At 36.4% G+C, this 25,789-nt stretch carries 23 protein-coding genes and 2 pseudogenes; 11 read left to right on the top strand and 14 right to left on the bottom strand.

The window, feature by feature from the left end; translation table 11 throughout:
* Positions 1 to 116: 116 nt before the first annotated feature.
* Positions 117 to 1,928 (bottom strand): ABC transporter ATP-binding protein, encoded by a 1,812-nt coding sequence (locus J5J03_RS20510; protein ID WP_208592227.1) that lies wholly within the window; start codon positions 1,926 to 1,928, stop codon positions 117 to 119.
* Positions 1,921 to 3,642, bottom strand: coding sequence for an ABC transporter ATP-binding protein (locus J5J03_RS20505; protein WP_208592226.1), 1,722 nt, complete (start codon positions 3,640 to 3,642; stop codon positions 1,921 to 1,923). Before J5J03_RS20505 ends, J5J03_RS20510 begins: the two co-directional genes overlap by 8 nt.
* 202 nt (positions 3,643 to 3,844) lie before the next feature.
* On the opposite strand from J5J03_RS20505, the gene J5J03_RS20500 reads away from it, so the two are divergent.
* The 7 genes and pseudogenes from J5J03_RS20500 (at position 3,845) to phnE (J5J03_RS20470) (ending at position 9,876) form a co-directional block, all read left to right on the top strand.
* Positions 3,845 to 4,243 carry a hypothetical protein gene (locus J5J03_RS20500; RefSeq protein ID WP_208592225.1) on the top strand — a complete coding sequence of 133 codons (399 nt, stop codon included), beginning with the start codon at positions 3,845 to 3,847 and terminating at the stop codon, positions 4,241 to 4,243.
* A 113-nt stretch (positions 4,244 to 4,356) separates the two neighbouring features.
* The gene (locus J5J03_RS20495; RefSeq protein WP_208592224.1) at positions 4,357 to 4,806 is read left to right on the top strand and encodes a hypothetical protein; all 450 of its coding nucleotides are present in this window, start codon (positions 4,357 to 4,359) and stop codon (positions 4,804 to 4,806) included.
* A gap of 789 nt (positions 4,807 to 5,595) precedes the next feature.
* Positions 5,596 to 6,049 (top strand): annotated as a pseudogene (locus J5J03_RS20490) (ATP-binding cassette domain-containing protein); the annotation flags it as partial.
* A 392-nt stretch (positions 6,050 to 6,441) separates the two neighbouring features.
* Entirely contained in the window at positions 6,442 to 7,440 is a 999-nt protein-coding gene (locus tag J5J03_RS20485; RefSeq protein ID WP_208592223.1) for a phosphate/phosphite/phosphonate ABC transporter substrate-binding protein, read from the top strand.
* 63 nt (positions 7,441 to 7,503) lie between these two features.
* Complete coding sequence (gene phnC / locus J5J03_RS20480; RefSeq protein ID WP_208592222.1) at positions 7,504 to 8,280, top strand: phosphonate ABC transporter ATP-binding protein; 777 nt, start codon at positions 7,504 to 7,506, stop codon at positions 8,278 to 8,280.
* Entirely contained in the window at positions 8,273 to 9,073 is an 801-nt protein-coding gene (gene phnE, locus J5J03_RS20475; RefSeq protein ID WP_208592221.1) for a phosphonate ABC transporter, permease protein PhnE, read from the top strand. The genes phnC (J5J03_RS20480) and phnE (J5J03_RS20475) overlap by 8 nt, the downstream gene beginning before the upstream one ends.
* The gene (gene phnE / locus J5J03_RS20470) at positions 9,073 to 9,876 is read left to right on the top strand and encodes a phosphonate ABC transporter, permease protein PhnE (protein ID WP_208592220.1); all 804 of its coding nucleotides are present in this window, start codon (positions 9,073 to 9,075) and stop codon (positions 9,874 to 9,876) included. Before phnE (J5J03_RS20475) ends, phnE (J5J03_RS20470) begins: the two co-directional genes overlap by 1 nt.
* A 213-nt stretch (positions 9,877 to 10,089) precedes the next feature.
* Here the strand turns inward: phnE (J5J03_RS20470) and J5J03_RS20465 are convergent, their stop codons facing one another.
* Complete coding sequence (locus J5J03_RS20465) at positions 10,090 to 10,992, bottom strand: DUF1002 domain-containing protein (protein ID WP_208592219.1); 903 nt, start codon at positions 10,990 to 10,992, stop codon at positions 10,090 to 10,092.
* 444 nt (positions 10,993 to 11,436) lie between these two features.
* Positions 11,437 to 11,814, bottom strand: coding sequence for a RidA family protein (locus J5J03_RS20460; RefSeq protein WP_208592218.1), 378 nt, complete (start codon positions 11,812 to 11,814; stop codon positions 11,437 to 11,439).
* Between the two features lie 105 nt (positions 11,815 to 11,919).
* Here J5J03_RS20460 and J5J03_RS20455 point away from each other — a divergent pair, with 105 nt between their 5' ends.
* Together J5J03_RS20455 and J5J03_RS20450 are read left to right on the top strand one after the other, a co-directional pair.
* Entirely contained in the window at positions 11,920 to 12,321 is a 402-nt protein-coding gene (locus J5J03_RS20455; protein WP_208592217.1) for a secondary thiamine-phosphate synthase enzyme YjbQ, read from the top strand.
* A gap of 195 nt (positions 12,322 to 12,516) precedes the next feature.
* A pseudogene (locus J5J03_RS20450) lies at positions 12,517 to 13,103 on the top strand (magnesium transporter); the annotation flags it as partial.
* 293 nt (positions 13,104 to 13,396) lie between these two features.
* Here the strand turns inward: J5J03_RS20450 and uxaC are convergent.
* Together uxaC and J5J03_RS20440 are read right to left on the bottom strand one after the other, a co-directional pair.
* The gene (gene uxaC / locus J5J03_RS20445; protein WP_208592216.1) at positions 13,397 to 14,797 is read right to left on the bottom strand and encodes a glucuronate isomerase; all 1,401 of its coding nucleotides are present in this window, start codon (positions 14,795 to 14,797) and stop codon (positions 13,397 to 13,399) included.
* Positions 14,798 to 14,866: 69 nt separating this feature from the next.
* Positions 14,867 to 16,357: a tagaturonate epimerase family protein gene (locus J5J03_RS20440; RefSeq protein WP_208592215.1), complete on the bottom strand. Its 1,491-nt coding sequence runs from the start codon at positions 16,355 to 16,357 to the stop codon at positions 14,867 to 14,869.
* 140 nt (positions 16,358 to 16,497) lie between these two features.
* Here J5J03_RS20440 and J5J03_RS20435 point away from each other — a divergent pair, with 140 nt between their 5' ends.
* Complete coding sequence (locus tag J5J03_RS20435; RefSeq protein WP_208592214.1) at positions 16,498 to 17,490, top strand: LacI family DNA-binding transcriptional regulator; 993 nt, start codon at positions 16,498 to 16,500, stop codon at positions 17,488 to 17,490.
* Positions 17,491 to 18,252: 762 nt separating this feature from the next.
* Here J5J03_RS20435 and J5J03_RS20430 read toward each other — a convergent pair.
* Genes J5J03_RS20430 through J5J03_RS20410 form a run of 5 tightly spaced genes read right to left on the bottom strand, consistent with a single transcriptional unit; the run spans position 18,253 to position 22,370 of the window.
* Positions 18,253 to 19,035, bottom strand: coding sequence for a tyrosine-protein phosphatase (locus J5J03_RS20430; protein WP_208592213.1), 783 nt, complete (start codon positions 19,033 to 19,035; stop codon positions 18,253 to 18,255).
* A 12-nt stretch (positions 19,036 to 19,047) separates the two neighbouring features.
* Positions 19,048 to 19,875, bottom strand: coding sequence for a phosphonate ABC transporter, permease protein PhnE (gene phnE / locus J5J03_RS20425; protein WP_208592212.1), 828 nt, complete (start codon positions 19,873 to 19,875; stop codon positions 19,048 to 19,050).
* A complete protein-coding gene (phnE, locus tag J5J03_RS20420; protein WP_208592211.1) occupies positions 19,872 to 20,663 on the bottom strand; it encodes a phosphonate ABC transporter, permease protein PhnE in 792 nt (263 codons plus the stop codon). Before phnE (J5J03_RS20420) ends, phnE (J5J03_RS20425) begins: the two co-directional genes overlap by 4 nt.
* Positions 20,656 to 21,423, bottom strand: a complete 768-nt coding sequence (gene phnC, locus J5J03_RS20415) for a phosphonate ABC transporter ATP-binding protein (protein ID WP_208592210.1) — start codon at positions 21,421 to 21,423, stop codon at positions 20,656 to 20,658. The genes phnE (J5J03_RS20420) and phnC (J5J03_RS20415) overlap by 8 nt, the downstream gene beginning before the upstream one ends.
* Positions 21,424 to 21,443: 20 nt before the next feature.
* The gene (locus J5J03_RS20410; protein ID WP_208592209.1) at positions 21,444 to 22,370 is read right to left on the bottom strand and encodes a phosphate/phosphite/phosphonate ABC transporter substrate-binding protein; all 927 of its coding nucleotides are present in this window, start codon (positions 22,368 to 22,370) and stop codon (positions 21,444 to 21,446) included.
* A gap of 205 nt (positions 22,371 to 22,575) precedes the next feature.
* On the opposite strand from J5J03_RS20410, the gene J5J03_RS20405 reads away from it, so the two are divergent.
* Positions 22,576 to 23,214 carry a GntR family transcriptional regulator gene (locus J5J03_RS20405; RefSeq protein ID WP_208592208.1) on the top strand — a complete coding sequence of 213 codons (639 nt, stop codon included), beginning with the start codon at positions 22,576 to 22,578 and terminating at the stop codon, positions 23,212 to 23,214.
* A 105-nt stretch (positions 23,215 to 23,319) separates the two neighbouring features.
* Here the strand turns inward: J5J03_RS20405 and J5J03_RS20400 are convergent, their stop codons facing one another.
* The 3 genes from J5J03_RS20400 to larC2 form a co-directional block, all read right to left on the bottom strand.
* Entirely contained in the window at positions 23,320 to 24,078 is a 759-nt protein-coding gene (locus tag J5J03_RS20400; protein ID WP_208592207.1) for a PepSY domain-containing protein, read from the bottom strand.
* 166 nt (positions 24,079 to 24,244) lie between these two features.
* Complete coding sequence (locus tag J5J03_RS20395) at positions 24,245 to 24,889, bottom strand: FMN-dependent NADH-azoreductase (RefSeq protein ID WP_208592206.1); 645 nt, start codon at positions 24,887 to 24,889, stop codon at positions 24,245 to 24,247.
* 168 nt (positions 24,890 to 25,057) lie between these two features.
* A complete protein-coding gene (gene larC2 / locus J5J03_RS20390; RefSeq protein WP_208592205.1) occupies positions 25,058 to 25,522 on the bottom strand; it encodes a nickel pincer cofactor biosynthesis protein LarC2 in 465 nt (154 codons plus the stop codon).
* Positions 25,523 to 25,789 lie beyond the last annotated feature (267 nt).

Below are 25,789 nucleotides of genomic sequence, written 5' to 3'. Positions count from 1 at the left end.
AAGCCAAAAGCATAGGTCACGGACGCTAACACCCTGATAAGTTTCGCTATCCATCAGTCGGTAAAAACCACCCACTGATGGAAGTCTCACTTTATTATATTCCAACTAAACTTGTATCAATCATGAACAGTTTGTGTTGTGACTAGATTAGCATAAAAACCATTTTCTTTCATTAATGATGAATGGGTACCTTTTTCAATTATTTTTCCTTCCTTTAGAACAAGTATCATATCAGCCTTCTCGATCGTATTCAAGCGATGTGCAATTACAAAACTAGTCTTCCCTTCCATTAATGTTTCTAATGCATCCGTTATTTTTAATTCTGTTATCGTATCAATACTACTTGTTGCCTCATCTAAGATTAAAACAGACGGATTCGCCAGTATTGCTCTTGCTATTACAATTAATTGCCGTTGACCCTGGCTAATACCTTGTCCGTTGCCTTTAAGCACCGTATCATATTGCTTTGGCAGTTGTTCAATAAAACTATGAGCATTTGCCATTTTCGCAGCTTCTTCCACTTCCTGATCCGTAGCATTTAACTTTCCGTACCTAATATTTTCTCTAATCGTCGCATCAAATAAATAAGAATCCTGTAACACCATTCCTAGTTGACTTCGAATACTTTTATTGGTTAGATTCTTCATCGAATAACCATCTAATAAAATATCTCCCACTTGTTCTTCAAAAAATCTGGCCAATAACGAAATAATCGTTGTTTTTCCTGATCCTGTGGGGCCAACTAATGCTACCGTTTGACCTGGTTTTGCATGAAACGAAATATTGTGCAGGACATGTTCTTTTTTATGGTAATAAAAGGAAACATCACGAAAGACCACATCTCCTTTTACCCTATCAATATTCTTCTTCTTTAGATTTGTTTCTTCCTCCTCCTGATCCATTACTTCAAATGCTCGTTCAGCACCTGCAACAGCGGACAAAATCGTATTAAATTGATTGGCTAAATCATTTAACGGACGAGTGAATTGGCGTGCATATGTCGTGAAAGTCACCATAATACCGATTGTAACCGTAGCTGCATTTGTAGCAAGCACTATCCAGCCTCCTACTCCGACGATAATTGCAAAACCAAAATTATTTAAGCCGTTCATCAGCTTCGGAATGAATCCTGAATAGACTTGAGCCCAGTATCCTACTTTTCTTAATTGTTCATTATGTTTTCGATATTGCTCGATTACGCGGTGCTCCTGGTGAAATAATTTTACCATCGAATGACCTGAAAAGGTTTCTTCTAAAAAACCTGTCATTTCACCAAGTTCACGCTGTTGTTCCTTAAAATAATATCCCGTTCTATTCGTAATCCATTTCATCCCAAGATACATGAGAGGAACGATAGTTACAGTCATCAATGTTAACAATGGACTAAGCAAAAGCATTACAACTAATGTGCCAACAAGTGTTAATACGCTTGTCGTCACTTGGATAACAGCTGTGTTCAATGTTCTGCTGACATTTTCAATATCATTTGTCAGTCGACTCATCAGATCCCCACTTTGGGATTCCTGAAATTGCATGACTGGCAAGCGAAGTACATGTTCAAAAAGGTCTTTCCGCATTGCAAAAACGGTATTTTGTGAAATATCAATCATCCAATAATTTTGTAATGCCATAGTTACAGATTGGAAAACAAATATAAGTGCTATCAAAATAAGAAGCATTTCAAATGAAAGCACAAATTCTGCACCTGTCATTACATCTACTGTCACTCCAATCAAATATGGACCGAGCAAGGACAATACAGCGCCTAAAAAAACCATAACTAAAACGAGCCAAAACTGCAATTTATCAAGTTTCATATAGCTCCATATCCGGGATAATGTAGCACGAAAGTTTCTTACTTTTGGTTTTTTTCCTATCATTGGGTGATGCCTTGAGAGGGGCTGAACTTCTCTTTTATTGTTAGCCATCCGATTTCACCCCTCCCCTTTGTTGAGTATTCCACATTGTTTGGTACAAGGCATTCGTTTGTAGTAATTGATGATGTGTTCCCAGCCCAGCAATATCTCCTTTTTCTAATAAAATTATTTGGTCAGCATCTTTTACAGAGCTGATTTTTTGCGAAACAATAAACGTAGTACATCGCCTCTTTCTAATCGCTTCTAAAACACGTGATTCTGTAGTGGCGTCTAGTGCACTTGTACTATCATCAAGCAGTAATATTCGGGGGGAATCTGCTAATGCCCTGGCAATCGATAACCGTTGTTTTTGACCCCCTGACAGATTGACACCTCGTTGGCCAATCAATGTCTGATAAGTATGTGGCAAAGTCATAATAAAGTCATGGAGTTGAGCTTCTTTCGCTACTTTTTCCGCTTGTTCTTGCGTGAGATGTTCATTTCCCCATGTGATATTATCAAGAATCGTCCCTGAAAATAAAAATCCTTCCTGGGGGACTAACGTTATATCATGTCTTACTTGATTACCTAATTGTTCCATCGGTATACCATCTACATAAATCGTCCCTGCTGAGGGATGATACAGATATGGAATTAGATGTAATAATGTTGTCTTTCCTGATCCGGTTTCACCTAAAATACCTATCTTCTCTCCTGTCTTAACATGAAAATGAATATTCCGTAGCACTTCCTGGCTTGTATCGGGATAGGTAAAGGAAACATGATCAAAGCTAATTTCCCCTTTAATCCGAGTTCTTTCTTGCTGTTCGATAACCTGATCATCTGCAGACTGTTTAATTATATCATCAATACGTTTTGCAGAAGCTCGGCCTCTTGATAGGTTCATAAGTAAAAAGGAAAACACACCAAAGGATGCCAGCATTCTTGTTGCATAATTAATTACCCCCACTACTTCGCCAGCTCTGGCTGATCCGGTTTCAAGCTGGATAAAGCCAAACCATAACAATCCCATCATTGCGATATTCATAATGAGCATGACAATTGGCATAACAACTTCCATTACCCATAGTGCTTGGCGATTTTTATCCTTCAAACTTGTATTTACTTTTGAGAAGCGGTTATTTTCAAATGTCAAACGATGAAAAGCTTTTACTAGTTTGATCGCCAGCAGGTTCTCACGAATCACATTATTAATGTGGTCAACCCGTTCCTGTACATGTCGAAACAACCGCATTCCTTTTATCATTAACCAAAACATAACCACAAATAAGACCGGAATCGTAGCTAGTAAAATCAAAGCCAAAGGTATGTTTAATGTAAAGGACATTACAATTCCAAAGACGATAAATAAAGGTGCGCGCAACATGATCCGCATAAAGGCGAATAACAAATTTTGGACTTGTATCACGTCATTCGTCATTCTCGTTAATAAAGTAGATGTAGCGAATTGCTGAATTTTCATCGCAGAAAACATTTGAATCTTATGAAACATATCATTCCGCATGTCATGTCCTACACCTTGACTAACTTCTGCCGCAAAGAAAGAACTTGCTATACCGGCAGCAAATGCCAATAAGGTTATTACCAATAGAATTGCTCCATAAAAATAGATAATTGACATATCTTCAGCAACAATGCCTTCGTCGATTATTTTTGCCATAATGATAGGCTGCACAAGTTCTACCATTAACTCTACAACCATTAGCATAAGTGCTAGAATCATAGCTTTTTTATATGTATCTGCATATTTGAAAATAATTTTCATCGTTTTCCTCCATTATCTCTCTATTACTTAATTATAACGAAGATAAAGCGCTTCCTCCATTGATTCTGATTAAGAAAGTGTAAATTTTATTTGGATTTTATTACAAGTGTTAATAATTGGTAAATTTATTATGGATACTATTTCCAAAATTATAATTTAATGATAATTTAGATTTAAGATCTTTCGGAAGGGGGTGAAATTTATGATGAAAAAAATACTATTAATGTTAACACTATCGACAATTTTTCTAGGCGTATCTACATTTGATGTGAGTGCAGCACCTCGAGCTAACTCTTCCATATATACTTTTAATGCTGGAGGAGATACAGGTGTAAGGGGAAGTGGTAGCTTTAATGGTGGAAGAGCCGATGAAGTAAACAGGGTTTATTATAAGTTTGAATTATCTAGAGCTGGTATAGTAAAAGATAGTTCATCAGGAGTAAAGTATCAGGCTAATTGGTCTGTTAACCTACGAGATTATGAATATTCAAATTCTTCTACCAAATGGACAATGTATAGCTTCGGTAGAGCTTACTTAACAAATGGCAATACTAAGACAGATCAAGATACTACATCTAAGTATATCAGAGCATATCACTAAAATTATAATTGAAGAGTAGCTCCTAAGCTACTCTTCAATTATAATTATGTGATCTAACTTGCTTTATTATTATAGTCTATTATATTGAAATACATCTTTACTGGAGTGTAACAATGCGACTTTTTTTAAAATTCTTCTTTATTCTCCCAATTTTTTTCATAGTTGGTTGTATCGAAAAGCCTTTAAACATAAATGAAACTAACGAATTCAACGATGACTTATATATGTCCATTTTGCAAGATGAAGTAGCAAGAGACATTGAAAAAACGTATAAAAAAGATATTCAGAATTATAATACGTATTTTTTTGAGGAAATAGAAGTAGATTCTAATAGTTTCGAAGAAATTTTATCGAGTGGTGCTGAAGGAGATATCATACCAATTGTATTCATAAAAGAAGATGATGGTTTTATAGTTAGAAAAAAATCCCACGGAGATAACATCATTTTTACCATAAGACGTAATGACGAAAAGTGGTCTATAATCTCTGAAGAAAAGATAGAAAGTAATAAAATTATTAATGAAAAATATCTATTAGATATATATTCTTCTACTACAGATTAATAAATGACCAATAAAATTAATTCATATTTTAAAGCAAGTATTCGTAAATTTTGTAAAATAATAATCCTAACTCTTGAATAGTAAAAGTGTAAAATCTATATCACAAAAATTGAAGGGTGATTATTGATGAAACAGCTCGCGGTACCAATGATGATTCAAATGGAAGCAGCGGTGAAGAAAGTGATGCTCTAGAAGAGCTTATTATGGGATTTGTACCATCACAAGATTCTGACAACATTGCTGATACTGTTGCGTCTTTAGCGGACAACTGTCTGAAGAACTAGGTATTCCTATAGAAGAAAAAGTTATGACTAACTACACTGATTTAGTAGAAGTGAAGACAAATGAAGTACAAATTGGTTTTATTGAAGCATATTAAACAGGTAGACACGACAATTCAACGATTGAAGTTTACCAAGGAAATACAGATGTAGCAACAACTTTCGATGATGTTAGAACGAATTTAGAAGAAGATTACCCAGATATTATGTAAGACACAATAGTTCTTGGGTATACAGACGAAAATCCAAATGACACTATTTCAGTACCAAGCGAATTAAGTGATGAGCTTGTACAAACGATTAAAGATTCTTTTCTTTCATTTACGAAGATGAAGATATGATTCAAATCATGAATGATGTGTACAGTTGGGATGCGATCATTGCAGCTGAAGACAGCGAATATGATATCGCCCGTGAGACTTATAGACATCAATGACCTATAAGATTGAGTAAACAGGAGAGAGAGCATGCTCTCTCCTGTTTCAATATGAGGGTAAGGGGTTAGACCATGCTTGAGTTCAATGATGTCTCACTTGTCTATCCAAATGGGAGAAAAGGACTTAAAAATATAAATTTAAACATAAATGAAAGGAAATTTGTTGTTATCGTCGGCCTTTCCGGTGCAAGAAAATCTACTTTTATCCGCAGCATTAACCGACTGATAATAAGTACTAGTGGCTCTTTAATCGCAGATGAAGAAGCTATCTTAAAAACAAATGGTGAATCCTTACAAAAAAATCGGGATGATTTTCAAAGGTATAACCTAGTTAAGCGATAGACTGTTTATAAAAATGTCATTTCTGGCCAATTAGGTTATACAGGAACATTAAAAAGTATCATGAACATTTTCTCAAAAAAATAAATTATTGGCCTATGAAAATTTGAAACGTGTCAACATATAAGAAAAATTATATAACCTTGCTGATGAATTGAGTGGCGGGCAGCAAAGCAACATGTTAGTACTGAATGATAGGCTGCACAAGTCCTACCATTAACTCTACAACCATTAGCATAAGTGCTAGAATCATAGCTTTTCTATATGTATCTGCATATTTGAAAATAATTTTCATCGTTTTCCTCCATTATCTCTCTATTACTTAATTATAACGAAGATAAAGCGTTTCCTCCATTGATTCTGATTAAGAAAGTGTAAATTTTGTAAAGCTATCGATAAAATTGTTATATTTCGGTAAATCATCTAGATTTTTAACAACTTTCGATAGATAATGACATAGTAAGAATATACTATGGAATCCAAAGATACTGTAAGTTTTTTTACCACTATAATAGATTTTATTAGTTAATCCATAGACAATATTCTTGTAAAACTAAGATTTTAAGGGGGATTTTAGAGATGAAAAAATGGCTTTTATTGTTAGTTGCATTATTAACAATGTTTGTCATCTCTGCTTGCGGGTCTAGTGATGAGACAAATGGAAGCAGCGATGAAGACAGTGAGAGCACAGAAGAAAATACAACCGAGGATGCTGATGCAGAAGAAACTGCGGAAAATGAAGCAGAAGCTAGTGAAGAAAGTGATGCACCTGAAGAGCTTATTATGGGATTTGTACCATCTCAAGATTCTGACACTATTGCCGATACCGTTGCACCTTTAGCGGACAGGCTTTCTGAAGAATTAGGCATTCCTGTAGAAGGAAAAGTTATGACAAACTATACTGCTTTAGTAGAAGCAATGGGGACAAACGAAGTACAAATTGGTTTTATTCCTGCCTTTGCTTATGTATTAGCAAATGATAAACATGATGTTGAAGTTATCCTAAAATCTGAACGTTATGGAAGCGGGACATATGTAGCACAATATCTTGTCAGCGCAGATTCTGAGTATGAAGAATTAGCTGATTTAGAAGGCGCAGTTTGGGCATATGGTGACCCGACATCTACTAGTGGTTACTTATTCCCGGCAGCACAAATTATGGATGAGTTTGATGTAGACGATCCACAAACAGAATTTTTCTCTGAAGCTTATCTCACTGGTGGACACGATAACTCAGCAATTGAAGTTTATGAAGGTCGCGCAGATGTAGCAACAACATTCGATGATGTTCGTACCAATTTAGAAGAAGAATATCCGGATATCATGGAAAAAACAAGAGTTCTTGGATATACAGATGAAATTCCAAATGACACCATTTCAGTAACGAGCGAACTAAGTGATGAGCTTGTTCAAACGATTAAGGATTCCTTCCTATCATTTAACGAAGATGAAGATATGATTCAAATCATGAATGATGTGTACAGCTGGGATGCAATCATTGAAGCTGAAGATAGCGAGTATGATATCGTCCGTGAGACTTATAGTAAATTCAGCGACATTGACATTAATGACCTATAAGATTAAGTAAACAGGAGAGAGCATGCTCTCTCCTGTTTCGATATGAAGGAAAGGGGCAAGACCATGATTGAGTTCAATGATGTCTCACTTGTCTATCCAAATGGGACAGAAGGATTAAAAAATATAAATGTAAAAATCAATGAAGGAGAATTTGTTGTTATCGTCGGCCTTTCTGGGGCAGGTAAATCAACTTTTATCCGTAGTATTAACCGACTTGTAACACCTACTAGTGGTTCTTTAATCGTAAATAATGAAGATATCCTAAAAGCAAATGGTAAAGACTTACGAAAACTCCGTACTAAAATCGGGATGATTTTTCAAAGCTATAACCTAGTTAAGCGATCCACCGTTATCAAAAATGTTATTTCTGGCCGATTAGGTTATACAGGAACATTAAAAAGTATCATGAACCTTTTTTCTAAAGAAGATAAGTTATTAGCTTATGAAAATTTGAAACGTGTAAACATAGAAGAAAAATTATATAACCGTGCTGATGAACTGAGTGGCGGACAGCAGCAACGTGTTAGTATCGCTCGTGTGCTAACACAACAACCGAAATTAATTTTAGCAGATGAACCGGTAGCAAGCCTTGATCCTCCAACTTCTCATCAGGTCATGAAGTATTTAAAACAGATTAACCGTGAAGACAAAATTACTACGATTGTGAATCTTCACTTCATTGATATGGCAATGGAATATGCCGACCGAATTATAGGTATGCGTGCTGGTGAAGTGGTGTTTGATGGACCTGCAAGTGAAGTGACGGAACAAACATTTGAAGAAATCTATGGTCGTTCGATCCGAGATGAAGACCGTCGAGGAGGGTTGGAGGATGAGTAAAGAATCTTCCTTCGTTCCTAAAGGGTTATATCCCTTTAAAACCAAGTTGATCATTACAATCTCTTTAATTGTTGTCTTCGGCTTTTATTTACTTAGCTCGATCAAAACAGAATCATTTATTGTTCACTTTTTTGTAAAGTTACCGAATGTCTTCGGGTTAGTTGGTGATTTCTTTCCCCCTGATTGGAGCTATGTCAATCAAGTATGGCCGAAGCTTTTTGAAACGATACATATAGCTATTATTGCAACTACTATTGCAGTGATTATCAGTATACCGTTCTCGTTATTAACTGCTAATAATGTGACAACCAATTCCTGGATTTATCAAGGGATGCGTTTGATCTTAAATATCATCCGTACCATTCCAGATATTATTTTAGCAGTTGTCTTTGTCGGGTTGTTTGGTATCGGTGCTTTTTCTGGGATTATTGCCTTAATTATTTTTGCAGTCGGAATTCTGGTAAAACTAATGAGTGAAGTAATTGAAACGATTGACATGAACCCAACCGAGGCAATTCGGGCATCAGGTGGGAATGGGCTACAGACGATTAGTTTTGCGATTGTGCCGCAAGTACTGCCACAATTTATTTCATTTAGTTTATACGTCTTTGAAATTAACATCCGTGCCTCGCTCGTATTAGGATTGGTTGGTGCCGGTGGTATCGGTCAATTGTTAAACACACAGATCAATTTCATGAATTATCCGGCTGTTAGTACCATTATTATTATTGTATTTGCCGTTGTAGTTGTCATTGATATTATTAGTGGTAAGTTAAGGGAGGGACTCGTATAATGGCAGAACAATTGACCCTTCCAGAAAAACCAAAAAGTAAGCTTACATTAGTTAAACGAATTTTCATTTTCATCATTATTGCGCTAATTTATATATGGACGTTTACAAGTATTGAAATTCGATGGGACAATATCTTCAGTGAACGAACATTAGCTAATATCGATCGGATTATACCAAAATTTTTCCAGCCAGCTGTTGAAGAAACTGGAAGTATAATGGAGAAGATGTTCGAAACATTGTTTATCGCCTATACCGGGTCATTAGCAGCAGCCATCATTGCCATACCACTTGCATTTTTATGTGCTTCAAATATGGTGCGCAACAAATTTCTTAATAATATCGGGATGTGGATTTTAGGTGCGGTGCGTGCCTTTCCTGAAATTGTCCTTGCGATTATTTTCGTGGCAGCTGTTGGACCGAATCCTTTTGCCGGGGTGTTGGCGATTGCCATTGGCTCAACCGGGATGCTTGGAAAATTATATTCCGAGGTTATTGAATCGATTGATATGAATGTGATTGAAGCTTTGGAAGCCAGTGGTGCAAATAAACTTCAAATTTTATTTTACGGGATTTTTCCACAAGTATTACCTGAATTTATGTCTTACGCAATTTATCGATTTGAAATCGATGTTCGTGCTTCATCTGTACTAGGAATTGTTGGTGCGGGTGGTATTGGTACATTAATTACCTTTGCCTATATGAACCGAAATTGGGAAGAAGTAGGGATGATCCTGCTAGTAATTATTATAACGGTTACCATTATTGATCAAATATCAGGTTTTATTCGTAAGCGGTTGGTTTAGGGACTATAACATTGGTATTATTAGAGTGAGCTGAGTTGGCTCACTCTTTTTGAATTTATTAAGATGGTGCACACAAACTTCGCCGTGGTAATTTTGACATATTGGTTCATTAAATACCACAACTCCAACTACCTACTTTTTCTTTCGATACGAAATAAACCGCCATATAAAAAAAACAATGACGGTTTACGTTTTATTTGATCTTCACTTATTTTAATTAAATAAGCCTCTGATCGAGTCGAGAAGGTTTTGGAAGAAATTTTTGACTTCTTGCCAAAAACCTTCCGTGTCGCCCCCGGTAACTTCCTCTAATTTACCTTTCAAATCACCAACAATTGATTCCAATTGATCGGTAACTTTTCCGAAGTCGATATTTAAGTCGCGCATTTTCTCAAAAAGATTCGTTAGCATCTCTCTATCTTCTGGACTCAATTCAATGTTTAATTGATCCAGTTGCTCACTGACAATACGTTCGACATCTTCTTTTGTTGCTGGATTTTGTTCTGATATTTCTCGTTTTATTTCACTTAACAGCTCACTTACTTTTTCTTGGTCAATGCCAGCTTCTTCGGCTAAATCTGTAGCAACATCTAATTCTTCATTGGCTACTTCCATTCGATCTTGGTCTAATGATTCACCATCGACATTAAAAGCTTTATAAATACCAGTCAAAGCTGAATGTCCTGATACCTTTAATGGTGATGCAACTTCAATTACTGCATTTTCCACGCCCGCTGTTAATAAGGCATTAGCATACATTTCATTCGTGACTTCTGTTATATTTTCTGGATTGACAACATTAACAACTACTCCACCTTCATCTTTTCGAGTAATTTTGGCAGAGGAGTACATATTAGAGCCCGGATCTCCTCCGATAAAGTTGACAAGATCCTCAGCCGTAACAATATATTCATCTACTTGGTCAGGATTTGTTGCATTCAATAAGTTTCTTACTGTATCTTTTTGTGAATCTGACAGAGCTTCACCGAGAACTAATTTCGGTTTACCATATTTCTCATCAATGACATTATCATCGCCATCACTTGCGAAAGCAAAAGGTGCGATAGCTAGTCCAATTAAGGTCACTACAATAAGCATCCATGTTATTCTTTTCATAGATTTACTCCTTTTCTCCATAGTACTTACTCTTATATTATGATAGGTTTTTATAATTATGGAAAGAAATTTATGTCTTTTTCTATACTTTTTCCTTAAACGAAAGCGGTTAAACCTTTAAAGTGTGTTTTTCTTCTATAGCGCTTAGCCAAAAAACTTCTTTGACTTACTTGAGTCTTAGTGGGGAATTACGATTTAGCACTGTGTTATAAGAATAACTGAGCAAAAACCACTCGAAAAAGTGGATCTTCAGGTCAAACAATTTCCACAGGAGTTGAAGTGGGCGGCCTCGCTAAAATCTACTCGACAACATATGTCAGACCTAGCATCTTGGGTTATTATCCAGTGGCGCTTATCATCACTTCACAATACTTTGATATCACGGTATCTTCCTTGGAAATTAAAAACTCCCAGCCTAATAGGAAAACTGGAAGTTTCTTTTACTTATTTTTTTGCCACAACATCCATTTCGACACCAACACCTTTAGGTAATTTACTTACCTCTACTGTTGCCCTTGCCGGATAGGGCTCTTCTAGAAATTTTGCATATGCTTCATTGATGGTAGCAAAGTCATCCATATTGGTAATATAAATCGTGAACTTGACAACATTGGTAAACGTTAAGCCTGCTTCTGTTAAAATTGCCTCTAAATTTTTCATTACTTGATTTGTCTGAGCTGCGATATCCCCTTCTACTACTTCCATTGTTTCCGGATTAAGTGGGATTTGCCCCGAAACAAAGACTAATTCTCCCGTATCAATCGCTTGTGAATAAGGGCCAATTGCTTGTGGTGCTTTCTTTGTATGTATTGCTTTAACCATTTTTACTGCATCCTTTCCATACTTTTATTTACAGAAAATTTTAACATATAATTGATTTTTAGTAGAATAATTATAACACTATATTTTTAAAAAGGATGATAAATAATGGAAAAGACGTTTTCTTTAAAAACGAGTTACCATGATCAAATGGTCGATATTACATCAGAGGTGGCACAATACCTTCGTGAACAAAATGTTTCAAATGGTATCGTCATTGTTTCATCATTGCACACAACAGCAGGAATCACCGTAAATGAAAATGCTGATCCAGATGTGAAAACAGATTTTTTGCGCAGATTACGTGAAGTTTATCCGTGGGAGCACCCAGAGGATTTACATATGGAGGGCAATACCGCTGCACATCTAAAGGTGAGTACTGTTGGTCATAATCAAACAATGGTTTTCTCCAATGGTCGGCTTGTCTTGGGAACATGGCAAGGTATTTATTTCTGTGAATTCGATGGACCGCGTCATCGAAAATTCCACGTCAAAGTAATCGAAGGATAAATTGAGACTATGGTCAGTGGGGCACACAGACTTAGCACCTTGATAAAGTAAGACTACCATCAGTGGAGGATTTTACCGCACTGATAAGTTGCTCCATTATGATCAATAAACCCCTTACATATCTGCTATTCTCGGTAGAATCCTTTAGGAAAGGGAGGGTTTGAAAATGTCGTTAAATATGACTGAAAATGAAATCTCAAGGCAGATGCACATACAGATCTGGAAGAGGTTGCCAAACTGATTAGCCGCTATGATTTCGTATCTTTGCCTATTGTGGAAAGCGATAATACATTAGTAGGTGTGGTTACTGTTGATGATGTTATCGATGTAGTCATGCAAGAAGCAAATAAAGACATGGAAAAATTATCGGCATCTGGTAAAAGCAATCCGCTTCAACACAAAACCTTTTGTAGCAGCGTATAAAAGGCTACTTATTACTATTTATTGGACTTATATCAGGTAGTATTATTAGTAGCTTTGAAGAAACATTAGAGTCTGTAGTTGCCTTAGCATTCTTTATGCCGCTCATTGCCGGCATGAAGGGAAATGCCAGTACACAATCATTAGCAGTGGTTGTTCGTGGATTACTATCGGCAGACTTGAATTTCAATCAAGTACTGAAGCTGATTCTCCGTGAATTATGGGTTGGGATAATTATCGGGTTGATTGCTTATTTATGGAGAGGAAATATGACGCTAGGATTAGTAGTAGGCAATTCCTTATTGATTACCTTAATTATCGGGGCATTGGCTGGTACTATCATTCCATTAATTCTATATAAACCGATTCCCACAAGAGTTGGAGTGGGCGACCTTCGCTAACATCTGCTCTATAACATATGTCAGACCTGGCAACTTGGGTTATTACCCCAGTGATGTTAAGACAAATATGCTTCCTCTGTTATTCGTTGTAGAGGAAAAAATATAGCGGAAGCCGACTTATCCTTGTTTTTTAAAAGATATGTTTTGAATCAACCTTTTCCTATCGTACTTGCTTATAAAAGTTGTTATACCAAAGATTATATACTTTCTTTAGTTGTCAAAAAGCGCTCAGACAAGTATCTGAGCGCTCCTTCTTAAAAGTTAAAATATTTTTTTGCGTTGTAATAAGAAATGTTTTGTACAATTTCTGCTAGTGTTTCTTCATCGTTTGGATATTCACCATTTTCTACCCACTCGCCGACCAGGTTACACATAATACGGCGGAAGTATTCGTGGCGTGTGTAGGATAAAAAGCTCCGCGAATCAGTAAGCATACCAATAAAGCGGCTAAACACACCAATATCAGCGAGTGTCTCCATTTGATTGATCATACCTAGCTTCGTATCATTAAACCACCACGCTGTACCGAATTGCATTTTTCCTGGTATGCCTCCACCTTGGAAGCTGCCAATAATTGTTGCGATTGTCACATTGTCTCTTGGATTTAATGAATACAAAATCGTTTTCGGTAAAGCGTCTGCTTTATCAAGTGAATCAAGCAGTTTTACCAGTGGTTGTGCTAATAAACTATCATTCATCGAGTCAAATCCTGTATCAGGACCAAGCTCGTTAAACATGCGAGTATTATTGTTACGGTGAGCGTTGATATGATACTGCATCGCCCAACCTTTTTTATGATATTCTTTCCCTAAAAAGGTGAGTGTAAATGACTTATATTTTTTCTCTTCTTCAATAGATACTTTGTCGCCTTTTAATGCTTTAGCAAAAATAGCAGTAACTTCCTCTTCTGTTGCCCCTTCATACATCATTTCGTCTAATGCATGATCGGAAACTCTGCCACCAATCTCATGGAAAAAGTCAATCCGTTTTTGCAGCGCTCGCAAGAAAGCATCATAAGATTCAATCGCAACACCTGAAACATCCGCTAGTTTTTCTACCCAGGTTGTAAAACCATCGCGGTTAATCTCCAATCCTTTATCTGGACGGTAGCTTGGCAATACTTTTACATGAAAATCAGAATCCGCTTTAATTTTTTCATGGTATTCCAAAGAATCGGTTGGATCATCTGTTGTACAAATAACTTCTACTCCAGATTTCACGATGAAGTCTCGAACATTCCATTCTCCGCTGTTAAGCAGCTGATTTACCTTTTCCCAAATAGCTGGTGCTGTATTTTCGTTGAGTGTTTCTTCGACACCAAAATAGCGTTTTAATTCTAAATGTGTCCAATGGTAAAGTGGATTACCAATCAGTTGAGGTACTGTTTTTGCCCATGCTAAGAACTTATCGTAATCACTGGCATTGCCTGTCACATATTTCTCTTCTATACCATTTGCTCTCATGGCACGCCATTTATAATGATCTCCGTATAACCATACTTTTGTAATGTTTTCAAATTGCGTATTCTCATAAATTTCTTGCGGACTTAAATGACAGTGGTAATCAATAATGGGTAAATCTTTGGCATACTTGTGATACAATGTTTCAGCAGTCTTGTTCTTCAATACAAAGTTATCATCCATAAAGGACTTCATCATATCCCCACTTTCCTTAAATTATCAAGTGCTATTATCATATTATCATAGCTTCAGAGTTTACAGATATTATAAACCTAGTAAATCCAAGTGTCGTCCGATATGTTTTACTAATGCTTGTCGATACGCGTCTTCATTCTTCATTAATGTATCGAAGAATTCTGTTCTAAACAACTCATCACCAGAATCATCAGTAGCAGTCAAAAGAATTCCATATGTAACATGGAATAATTGACGGGAGGCGTCATGATCCATATATGTTGGAAGATCCGCATCTTTTGTTTCATTTAATGGTGCTACACTTTCTAAGTCTGGTGTAACGTGATAATACTTTAATGTCTCTTCAAAATGCTCTTCCGCATAGACATGCATACGGCGGTAAAGATCAGGATTTACCTGTGCAATAACACGAACTGCTTCCAACCAGTTAGTACCTGCCGTTTTAATATGCAGTAAGCCTTCTGTGTACTTTCCGATAATCGGGAAGACACTGAATTTATCACTACCAGAGTGGATACTTAACTTGTAGCCAAAGTACTTAGCGATTTCAGCATGCTCCTGTAATTCTTTCTCAAATTGAGTAAGGTCACCGATGTAATCAATTCCTTTTTGGAACTCACCACAGAATCTAGGCGCTAAACTTTGAACCGTAACACCTCTTCTGCGGAGTTCTTCTGCTACGAAAAAATGAGCTTCAGGTGCTGTAACTGTTTCTGTTTCATCAATGGAGATTTCAAAATCGATCGCTTTTTCAGCTTTGGAAATATACTCATTATACACATGCTCCATAAAATCAATTGCTTCACCGTAAACAAGTACATTCTTATGGAGACTTACTTCATCGAAAGATATATCCATACCTTGTACGTTAAACGTCTTGTTTAAATAATGGCTATTAAAGTATTCTTTACGATCTACTGGTAAACCTGCATATTCTTTATTAATATCGCCTTCTACCATACCTTCGACATCATTACGAATTTGTTCGGAACAGTCTAAAGTGATGAAAGAGAAGCCTAGACCTAACGCATACTCGATATCTTTTTCCAATTTAATATGATCAGCATCTGCTCCATATCCATCTTTATAGCCTTCTTGGAAAACAGCGAATGTTGCAGCATCTAAAATATCTGTCATGGTACGATTTAGTAGGGTTAATTCACGAACACTTTGCTGAGCGAGAATTGGCTTTACTTTTCTTCCTTTGACTGTTTCAATATGTCCAGGTGAAGCTATACCTAAACGATCACCCAGTCCCATTGTCGCAATTTCTGTACCAAATGCTTGTGGTTTCGTATAATCAAAGAACTGATTCAATACTTTACTATTGTCATGTGTTAATGGACACACTTTTCCGTTTTCTACTATGTTCCCTTGTAAAGCATCATATAAAGGACCTTCCCCTGCTACTACTAAGTATTTTGTTGTATCCGACATCACCATCACAACAGAAGCATTATCTTTCTTTTCGAACGACTGCTCATAAACTTGTATTGCTTCCGACGACACCGGTAATCTCCCTGCCTGTAACGCTTCCACTACTGATTGAAATTGTTCCAATTATCTCCACTCCTTTTCTGTTAACGGTTCCATTGTTTTAATAAAATTAATAACAACGTTGTTATTTTTATGATATACTATTTAAAAATAGAACACAACTATAAATAATAAATTTTTCAGAAAGTTAAAGGTGATTAATCATGAATGTGACCATTAAAGATATTGCAAAAGAGGCGAATGTCAGCTACTCCACTGTATCCAAAGCATTAAATAACAGCCCGCTTGTGAAAGAAGTGACGAAACAAAAAATACTCCGTGTCGCCAAAGAAATGGGCTATGAACCAAATTTAGCCGCCAAACAATTAGTTCGGAAAAAGACTGAGGTGGTCGGCTTAATTTGGCCTACCATTGAAAGAATTGTACTCGCAACATTAGTAACCAATATTAGTAAAGCATTTGAATCTACTCGCTATTCGATGATTTTATCTGTTGATTCTACTGATACAGCGATGGAAACCTTTAAAAAATTTCAAGTGGATGGGATGATTGTTTTTGCCGAATCAGAGCAGATGATTCCTGAGGAAAATATTCCGCTTGTTGCCTATGGTGTATCAGGAAAACGCGAGGTAACGTATCCAATCATCGATGCCAATCATGAACAGGCAATGGAAAAAGCAGTACAATACTTATATGATTTAGGACACCGTAATATTGCCTATGTTGGGTTAATGAATACAAATGATGCCCTGCAAAATGAGAAAGTGGAAGGATATCAAAAAGCCATGAAAAAAATAGGACTACTAGAGCAAAGTATCGCTACAAATGGATTAGACTGGTTTGATGGTTACTTGGCAGTCGATGATGTATTAAATTTAGAAAAACGACCAACCGCTATCATAGGTAGCAGTTATGATATTAGTGGTGGTATATTACGATCCCTACAAGAAAAAGGAGTAGGTGTGCCAGATGAAATCTCTTTAATCAGCTATGATAATATTCCACAAATGGAAACAACAGAAATTCCGATGACATGTATCGGGGTACCAGTTGACGAGCTTGCGGAAGAGATTGTGCAGGCGGTTATTCAACGCATTGAATCAGAAGAAAAAAATGATGCTGTAAAGAAACTGAACCCATCTCTAACAGAACGCCAAAGTACCGGACCAGTTCCAGGAGATTTCATTTCTAATTAATATGTTTGAAATGAAATCAAGGAATGACAAGCAATTAATAGAGAATCGGAGATGATATCCGTTCGCTATGATAGTAGGGATCATCTGGTTCTCTGATTAATCCTTCCATCAGTCGGTGGATTGAGGACTAACTAATCGCTTTTAAAAAAAGACGTGCTACGTCCATTAGAAGGTGTAAGAAAAGCGCAGTACGCCTATAGAGATTGTGGCTTCTTTGCTTGATTTGTTGGTTATCTTCATTTATTCAACAAATCTTATACCTTCTTCGCTTGATTTGTTGCTTATCTTCATTTATTCAACAAATCTTATACCTTCTTCGCTTGATTTGTTGCTTATCTTCATTTATTCAACAAATCTTATACCTTCTTTGCTTGATTTGTTGCTTATCTTCGTTTATTCAACAAATCTTATACCTTCTTCGCTTGATTTGTTGCTTATCTTCGTTTATTCAACAAACCTTATACCTTCTTTGCTTGATTTGTTGCTTATCTTCATTTATTCAACAAACCTTATACCTTCTTTGCTTGATTTGTTGCTTATCTTCATTTATTCAACAAATCTTATACCTTCTTTGCTTGATTTGTTGCTTATCTTCATTTATTCAACAAATCTTATACCTTCTTTGCTTGATTTGTTGCTTATAAAAGTTGTGGACCAATGATTATATGTTTTCTTACCTTATCAGAAAAAGAAAAACCCTCCCCCTTGTTACAAGAGGTAAAGGCTATCTTTTAATGTCAGAAACCTATCAAACACTTCGCATTAATTCAAGTAATTACTCCAGATTTTTTCCTGTTGATATGAACTAATACTCAATCCTTTATGCAAATAATTATCAAATGATCCGTACTGCTGATTTATCTCATCAAAAAAGGCTTGCAAATAAGCGCTTCTTGCTTCCATCATCACCTGTGCGACATCCTTATATTTCTCTATCCACTCTGTTGGAAAGTTAGTATTGTTCATTTGTAGCAGTTGATTTATCGCTTGATTCGTTTTCATATAATCTTCTAATACAAGTTCTTCAGATACACCTAATGTTCTTAGTATAACCGCACTGCCTACTCCGGTTCGGTCTTTCCCTGCAGCACAATGGAACACTAATGGTACAGTTGAATCATCTAGTAATGCCTGTAATAAATTTTTCCATACATCTGTTTGTTCTACCATTCTACGATTCATGGTTATAAGTATATTCTCTGGATTCCCCTCTTCCAATTGCTCTACAAAATAATCCATGCTTTTTCTTGGATCTAGTAATACCTCCTGCTCTGGCATCACTGGCATGTGCACGTTTCGAACACTAGGGATAATAGGATCTGGATATTCAATCCTTTCATTTTCACTACGAAAATCACAAATTTGTTTGATGTTTAGTTGTTGAAGTTGCTTTACCCCTTTGGCAGTTAATTTAGATAAATCTCCTGATCGGTATATTTTTCCATAAGTCACTTGATGGCCACTTTCTGTTTGATAACCACCCAAATCTCTAAAATTGATCGAACCATCAATTTCAATTCTATTATCTACTTCTAATCCTGACAAAATTCAACACTCCTAACCTATATTCTTCATTCTCATTTTCAATCGATTACTTACTAGTTCTACACTAAATACCATCAGGAAAATCACAACAGCTACAAAAAAAGCTTGGTCAAATTTATACGCACGCATTGCATGTGTTAATTCCCAACCAATGCCCCCGGCACCAACTGCTCCTAAAATCGTCGACTCCCCCATATCTGCTTCAAAGCGTAAAATACACCATGAAAGAAATGCGGTTAAAACCGTTGGAATCACAGCTTGACTAACAATAGAAAACCAGCCAGCACCTGTCGCTTTCAATGCCTCAATCACTCCATAGTCAATTTCTTCAATTGACTGTGTAAATACTTTGACTAACATACCAGCTGCTCCAACGGTAATCGCCAAAATACCTGTGAACGGACCCAAACCAACAGCCACAATAAAGATTAACGCCCAAATTAATGTTGGAATCGCACGTAATAATGAGGCAAACCCTTTGATCAGCCAGGCAACGGTTGGGTGTGGTGTTATATTGTCCGCTGCAGGAAATGCTAAGACAAAACCGATAATAATACCAAATATAGTACCTAGCACTGCTACTTGGAATGATTCTAATGCTGCAGCCAGCACATGTTGCCATTGTGAGATATCTGGAGGCACCATTAACGTTAGTGTTTCTAAGAAAGCTCCAGTCCCAGAGATCAGACGGGCATAATCAAAGTTCAATTGATAGAGCGAAAAAAAGAAAAAAAGAACTGCAACTAATAAGGCAATCTGTAAAAATATATTTTTTTTCGGCTTGATAGGCATCTCTAAACGATCTTGGATATTTTGCTTATAGGTAGACTCTATCCTCATATTATACGCTCCCTTATTTGATTGGTAATCCATTCCATAATAAGGACTAAAACTAATGTTAATAGTACCGCCATGCTTACCTGTTCATACTGAAATAATTTGATTTGCGTCTGTATGACAAACCCTAAACCACCGCCTCCGACCATACCGATAATGGTGGATGCTCGTATATTGATTTCTAACATGTATAAGGACCAGCCAAAAAATCCAGGTAAAAATTGAGGGAGCACACCTTGTGCTAATACTTGACCATAGCTGGCACCTGTTGCGCGAACTGCTTCTACTTGTCCCATATCAATTTCTTCCAGAATTTCGGCAAAAGCACGTGTTAATGCGCCGGTTGACACCATAATTAAAGCAATCGTTCCTACAAGTGTACCTAATCCATAAGCAGCAGCTAATAAAATAGTCCAGATTAAAACAGGTATATTACGAAATAGCGATGAAAAGGCTCGAACCGCAACCTGTACAATTGGATGTGGTGCTGTTGTAGCGGAAGCAAAAATAGCTAAGAATGCTGCAACAATTGCACCTATCACCATAGCAACAAAACTCATATAAATCGTCTCTAAAGCAGGTTCAACCAAACTTGCTATGTAAGAAAAATCCGGTGGGAACAAATCAAAGATAATAAATTTAGTAGAATCAACTGTTCCCGTAAATAATCCTGAAAAAGAGAAACCTGTACTAATGGCAGACCAAACAGATAATGCAAGCATCGCTGCAAAAAACAAGAATACCTGGAGTCTCTTTTGCTTGCGAACTTGCAGTAATTGCTTCTCACTCATTTGCAACAAGCTCCTTCTTCTTGTTGTGATAAATCTGATTAATGATATCTTCTGTTAACTCTTCTGGCTTCCCGTCAAAGACTTTCTCTCCTGCGTGAATACCAATAATTCTAGTCGCATATTTTTTCGCAACATCAACTTGGTGTAAGTTACATAAGCAAGCAATACCTTCTTCACGACAGATATTATATAAATAATCCATAATAACATTGGAAGAAACCGGATCAAGGCTTGCAATCGGTTCATCTGCTAGCATTAATGCTGGCTTTTGTGCAAGTGCCCTAGCAATGCCAACCCGTTGTTGTTGGCCACCACTCAACTCATCAGCACGTTTATATATTTGTTCTCCTAATCCAACACGGTGCAGTAATTCATATGCTGTTTTTTTCTGTGATTGATTAAATAAATAGAACATTCCTTTAAAATCACTCATATATCCTAACCGTCCATGTAAGACATTATTTAAAACAGATGCGCGTTCAATTAGATTAAATCCTTGAAAGATCATGCCAATTTCTCGTCTAATTTTTCTAAGTACTCGCGTACCAGCCTTAACGACGTCTCGATCTTTAAAAATGACTGCTCCATTTGTTGCATCAACCAACCGATTAACCGAGCGAAGAAGTGTACTTTTCCCTGCCCCACTTGGCCCAATAATGACAATAAATTCACCTTCATTTACTTCAAAATCAATACCTTTGAGTGCAACTGTACCGTCTGGATACTTTTTCTCTAAGCCTTTGACTTGCAATAATGTCATTTGTCTTGTACCCCTTTCGATTATTCTAATAATTCTTCTGGAGACATATCTAGATTTTCTGCCACATCTCTAACAACATCATAGTCAGAATCTTCTACTGGGTAATACGCGGAATAACCTTGTAATTCAAAGTACTCTGGATTCACTTCATGATAATTCAAGGAAAATTCTGTTATTTGCTCTATTAAATCTTCCGGTAATCCTTCACGATATGTTAAAGGCGCACTTGGAATCGCCGCTGTTTCTCCGATAACTTTGAAATCAGCTTTGTCAACTAGACCTGATTCAGCTAACATATCCAAGACCATTGGCGCTACTGCAGCTGCATCTCCATCACCATTAGCAATTGCTAAAACTGATTTATCATGTCCGCCTGAATATGATACGCTACTGAAATAATTTTCTAAATCATCGTTCGTAAGACCTAATTCATTAAGTAATAATGATCGAGGGAATAAGTTACCTGATGTTGAAGCAGGATCAACAAATAAAAATGACTTATCTTCCAGATCTGCTAATGTTTCAATACCTGAATCTGCATGTGTAACAATTTGACTTGTGTAAAATGCTTCCTCTTCACTTTGTCCCATAATCGCTATTGGCTTTGCACCACTTCTTTCAGTTGCAATAATATAGCCAAACGGTCCAAAATTTGTAAGATCAAGTTGCTCCGCTCGCATTGCTTCTATCATACTCGTATAATCTGAACCTTCGAAAAACTCTATTTCAATCTCTAGCTCTTCTCCGAGGTCCTCCCAAAATTCCGTACTCGTTCTCTCAAGGCTCTCATCACCTTCTGTTTGTAATTTCGCAACTTTCAACACTTCCGGCCATGCTCCATCATTTGCCGCGTTTTCATTTGCTGCTGCCTCATCGGAATTTCCACAAGCACTCACTACAACTACCGTTAACATTAATAACAATAACAATTTCAAGTGTTTCATCATTTTATTATTCTCCCTTTCATTTTATTGTGTACATCTTGTATACAACTTGTATTATATGATATATTTATGAAGGAAACATAAATAGAACGTTAATAAATTGTAAATTTATACGTTTGGTATAATACATTAAACTATCTCGTAAAATATGGTAAAATATTTTAAAAGTATGAACAAAATAGATTAAATAAGGGAGAACAAATTCCATATGTCACTCGCCGAACTTGCTTATCAGAAAATTACGGAAAAAATTATCGAAGGAAAGTACTTACCTGGGGATATGTTATCTGAAAATGAACTAGCAAAGGAACTAGGGATGAGTAGAACGCCAATTAGGTCAGCTATCGCAAAGTTAGAAGACCAAGGGATTTTTGTATCATATAAAAATAAAGGAATACTTGTTAAGGAATTGTCTAGAAAAGAAATGCTAGATGGACTCGAATTAACATATGCACTGATTACATACATTTTTGAAACACGTTCAACAGAACATTTAGTAATTGATTTGGAAAAGTTACAGCATCATTTAAATTGCCAGAAAGAGGCGAAAGCAAATAATGATTATATCTCTTATGTTCAACATTCCCATTCTTTCACAAAGGTCATTTTAGAAGCTGCAAACAACAGTAGCATGCTACAAATATTCAATCATCATGATGATTCTTCTTTGCTTATTGCTGCCATTAATTATAATTTAAATCCGCAACAATCACATTATTCTGCAATCCCATTAAACGAAAATTTATTACAGGTAATCAAGGCCGGAGAATTTGATAAGGTAAAGAAAATATTAATGGAACACTATGAAAATGTTAGACTAAGATCATTTAATGAGAGAAGAATTTAAATATTATACCTAATCGTTACCCGAAAGATCGAATGTAAAACCAGAGATTAGTCATCGGAATAATCTCTGGTTTGTTACTGTCATTAGTTTTAAATATTAATTATCTTATTCTACTTTAATGAGCTTTCCATTACTTGCATCTATCTCTAATTCTAATTCCCCTTTATCTGTTCTCATTTCAAGTTCATACATATATTGGCCATCATCTTCATTTAATTCAAACTCTTGAATGGTTCCTTCGAATTTTTCTTTCGCCATTGAACGCGCTTCATCTGCTGAAATCGTAACTTCTGATGAGAGTTTGTCGTCTTCATCGACTGAAATATAAACTATTTCCCCTGATCTTGCATTTATTTTTAAGTCCACTTCCCCTTTGTCAGTCAATATTTCCATTTCATAATAATAACTTCCATCGTCTTCATCAAGCTCCGCTTCTACAACTGTACCAGAGTATTTTTCCGTAGCGATTGTTTTTGCATCTTCCATTGAAATAAAAGAACTTTCTTGATTTTTGGCATCACTTTTACTATCTCGCTGGTTATCAGAAAGTGATACCGTTGTAACTTCTTGATCCTTATCATTTTTACTTTCGGACTCTTCCAAACTAATAATTTCTCCAGTTTCAGCGTCTACTTTCAATTCATATTCGTGATCTGTTTCTTCTAATTCCACTTCGTATATTTTCTCATTATCATCCAATTCAAACTCGACAATTTCTCCTGAGAACTTAGCAGCGACCTTTTCCTTTGCCTCTTCTTTTGAAAGTTCAGCACTAGCTGAGGTTGATGAGAACTGTAAGGCTGCTAGTACCACTCCGGTTGTAATCAATCCTGATACAATAGTAAAAAAAGTTTTGTTTTCCATTTTTTATTCCTCCTTGTTTGTTGTTACCACTATCATAGCCAAGGAAGATGAGGATACCCTAAGAGAAAAATGAGAAAACAGTGAGAAACGAAGTTGGATACATTTTTATACAACCAAAAGCCCGCTTCGAAACATTTCCGAAAGCGGGCTGACTTATACCATATCGTTACACTTTTATAGTAAGATCTGCTAGACGCTGTGCAGTTGCTTTTACTTCTTCGATTCCTTTAGCAATGATTTCTTCCCTTTTATCTGGCATCGCGTTATGTCCTTCGATAATTACTTCATCAATTATTTCCATACCAAATATTCCACCGAATACATTGCGCATATAGTTCACAGCCATTTCCATAGGAGCTGCATCAGGTGTGGAGTAAACTCCTCCGCGAGCATTTAAGAAGATTGCCTTCTTATCCGTCATTAGTGGAATTAGGTTACCTTCAGCACCATACTTAAATGAGAACCCTGCAGCATATACATAATCAATAAATGTTTGTAATTTTGCTGGAATGGTCAAATTCCATAGCGGAAAAGTGAATACAACTACATCTGCAGCAGAAAAAGCGTCCATTGCTTTTTGCTTTGCAGCTAACAGTCGCGATTCAATATCTGTTAATTCCTGATCATTTTCTACTTTACTGAATGCATTGAACAGATCCTGTCCAAAGAACGGTGTATCTTCTTCGTACACATCATAAGTAGATACATTTAAGTCTTTACCTTCCAATTCAGCCATAAAGGCTTCATACATTTTACTAGAAATTGCTTCTGTTGAAGGACGGTTATTTGCTTTTACTATTAATATATTCATGTTAAAACTCTCCTTTATTGCTAATTTCATAGGTTAATATGCTCATTTGTGAGCATATTAATGTTGTCCTTTAACTTCCCACGATAATTATACTCTATAATAGGTGTAATCAATAGTACGCACTTTAAAGTGCCATAGTATCAAAAAGGATACTATGGCGACTAGTATTTAGTTTAATAGTTTCCAAACTGATTGGTATACATCCTTAAGTGGAATGTTATGCAGCTCCGCGATCTTTTTACAATCCTCATATTCAGGAGAGACTTTAACAACTTTTCCTTCCTTCAACCCTTCTTTTACGGTGATTGGCCCCCACTCTGTCTCAATTGACCTTATGCTCCGTTCCATCCGATAAACGGTCAACGGATAATAACGAATTCCCAAGGTGGTTGTTTCTGACAAAAGAATATCCTTGATAGCTGGTAGCAAAGCTTCACTGCATAAAAGTTGTAATTGAACAGCTGGACGATTCTTTTTCATATAAATCGGTGTGTAATATACATCATTGGCCCCCTCATCGAACAACTTGTCCATCACATAGCCAAGCCACTCACCCGGAGTATCATCCAAATTCACTTCTATTTTCATCATATTTTGATCCGTATGTTCGTAATCTGGCGGGTGTTTGCTCATTAACTTCACCTCAAGATTTAAAAAAAATACTACTTTTTACAATAACTACCACAGTGAAATAATCTTAGTGTAGTTTTACTGTGGTCAGTTCTTTTTACAGGAGTCTAAGCATTCCACTCAGGCATGACAGGCGAGGTCGGACATTTGTTCCGCTAATTATGACCAATAGTGGCGAATTTAGAGCCCTTAGGACATCTATTCCGTTATTGATCGAAAATAACGCTAATTTTTACCGAAAGTAAGCGAATAAAGGATTAAATGTCCGCC

Origin of the sequence: Gracilibacillus suaedae, assembly GCF_017599345.1 — a bacterium.
GTDB classification, from domain to species: domain Bacteria; phylum Bacillota; class Bacilli; order Bacillales; family Amphibacillaceae; genus Gracilibacillus; species Gracilibacillus suaedae.
This window is presented reverse-complemented; position numbering and strand designations above follow the sequence as displayed.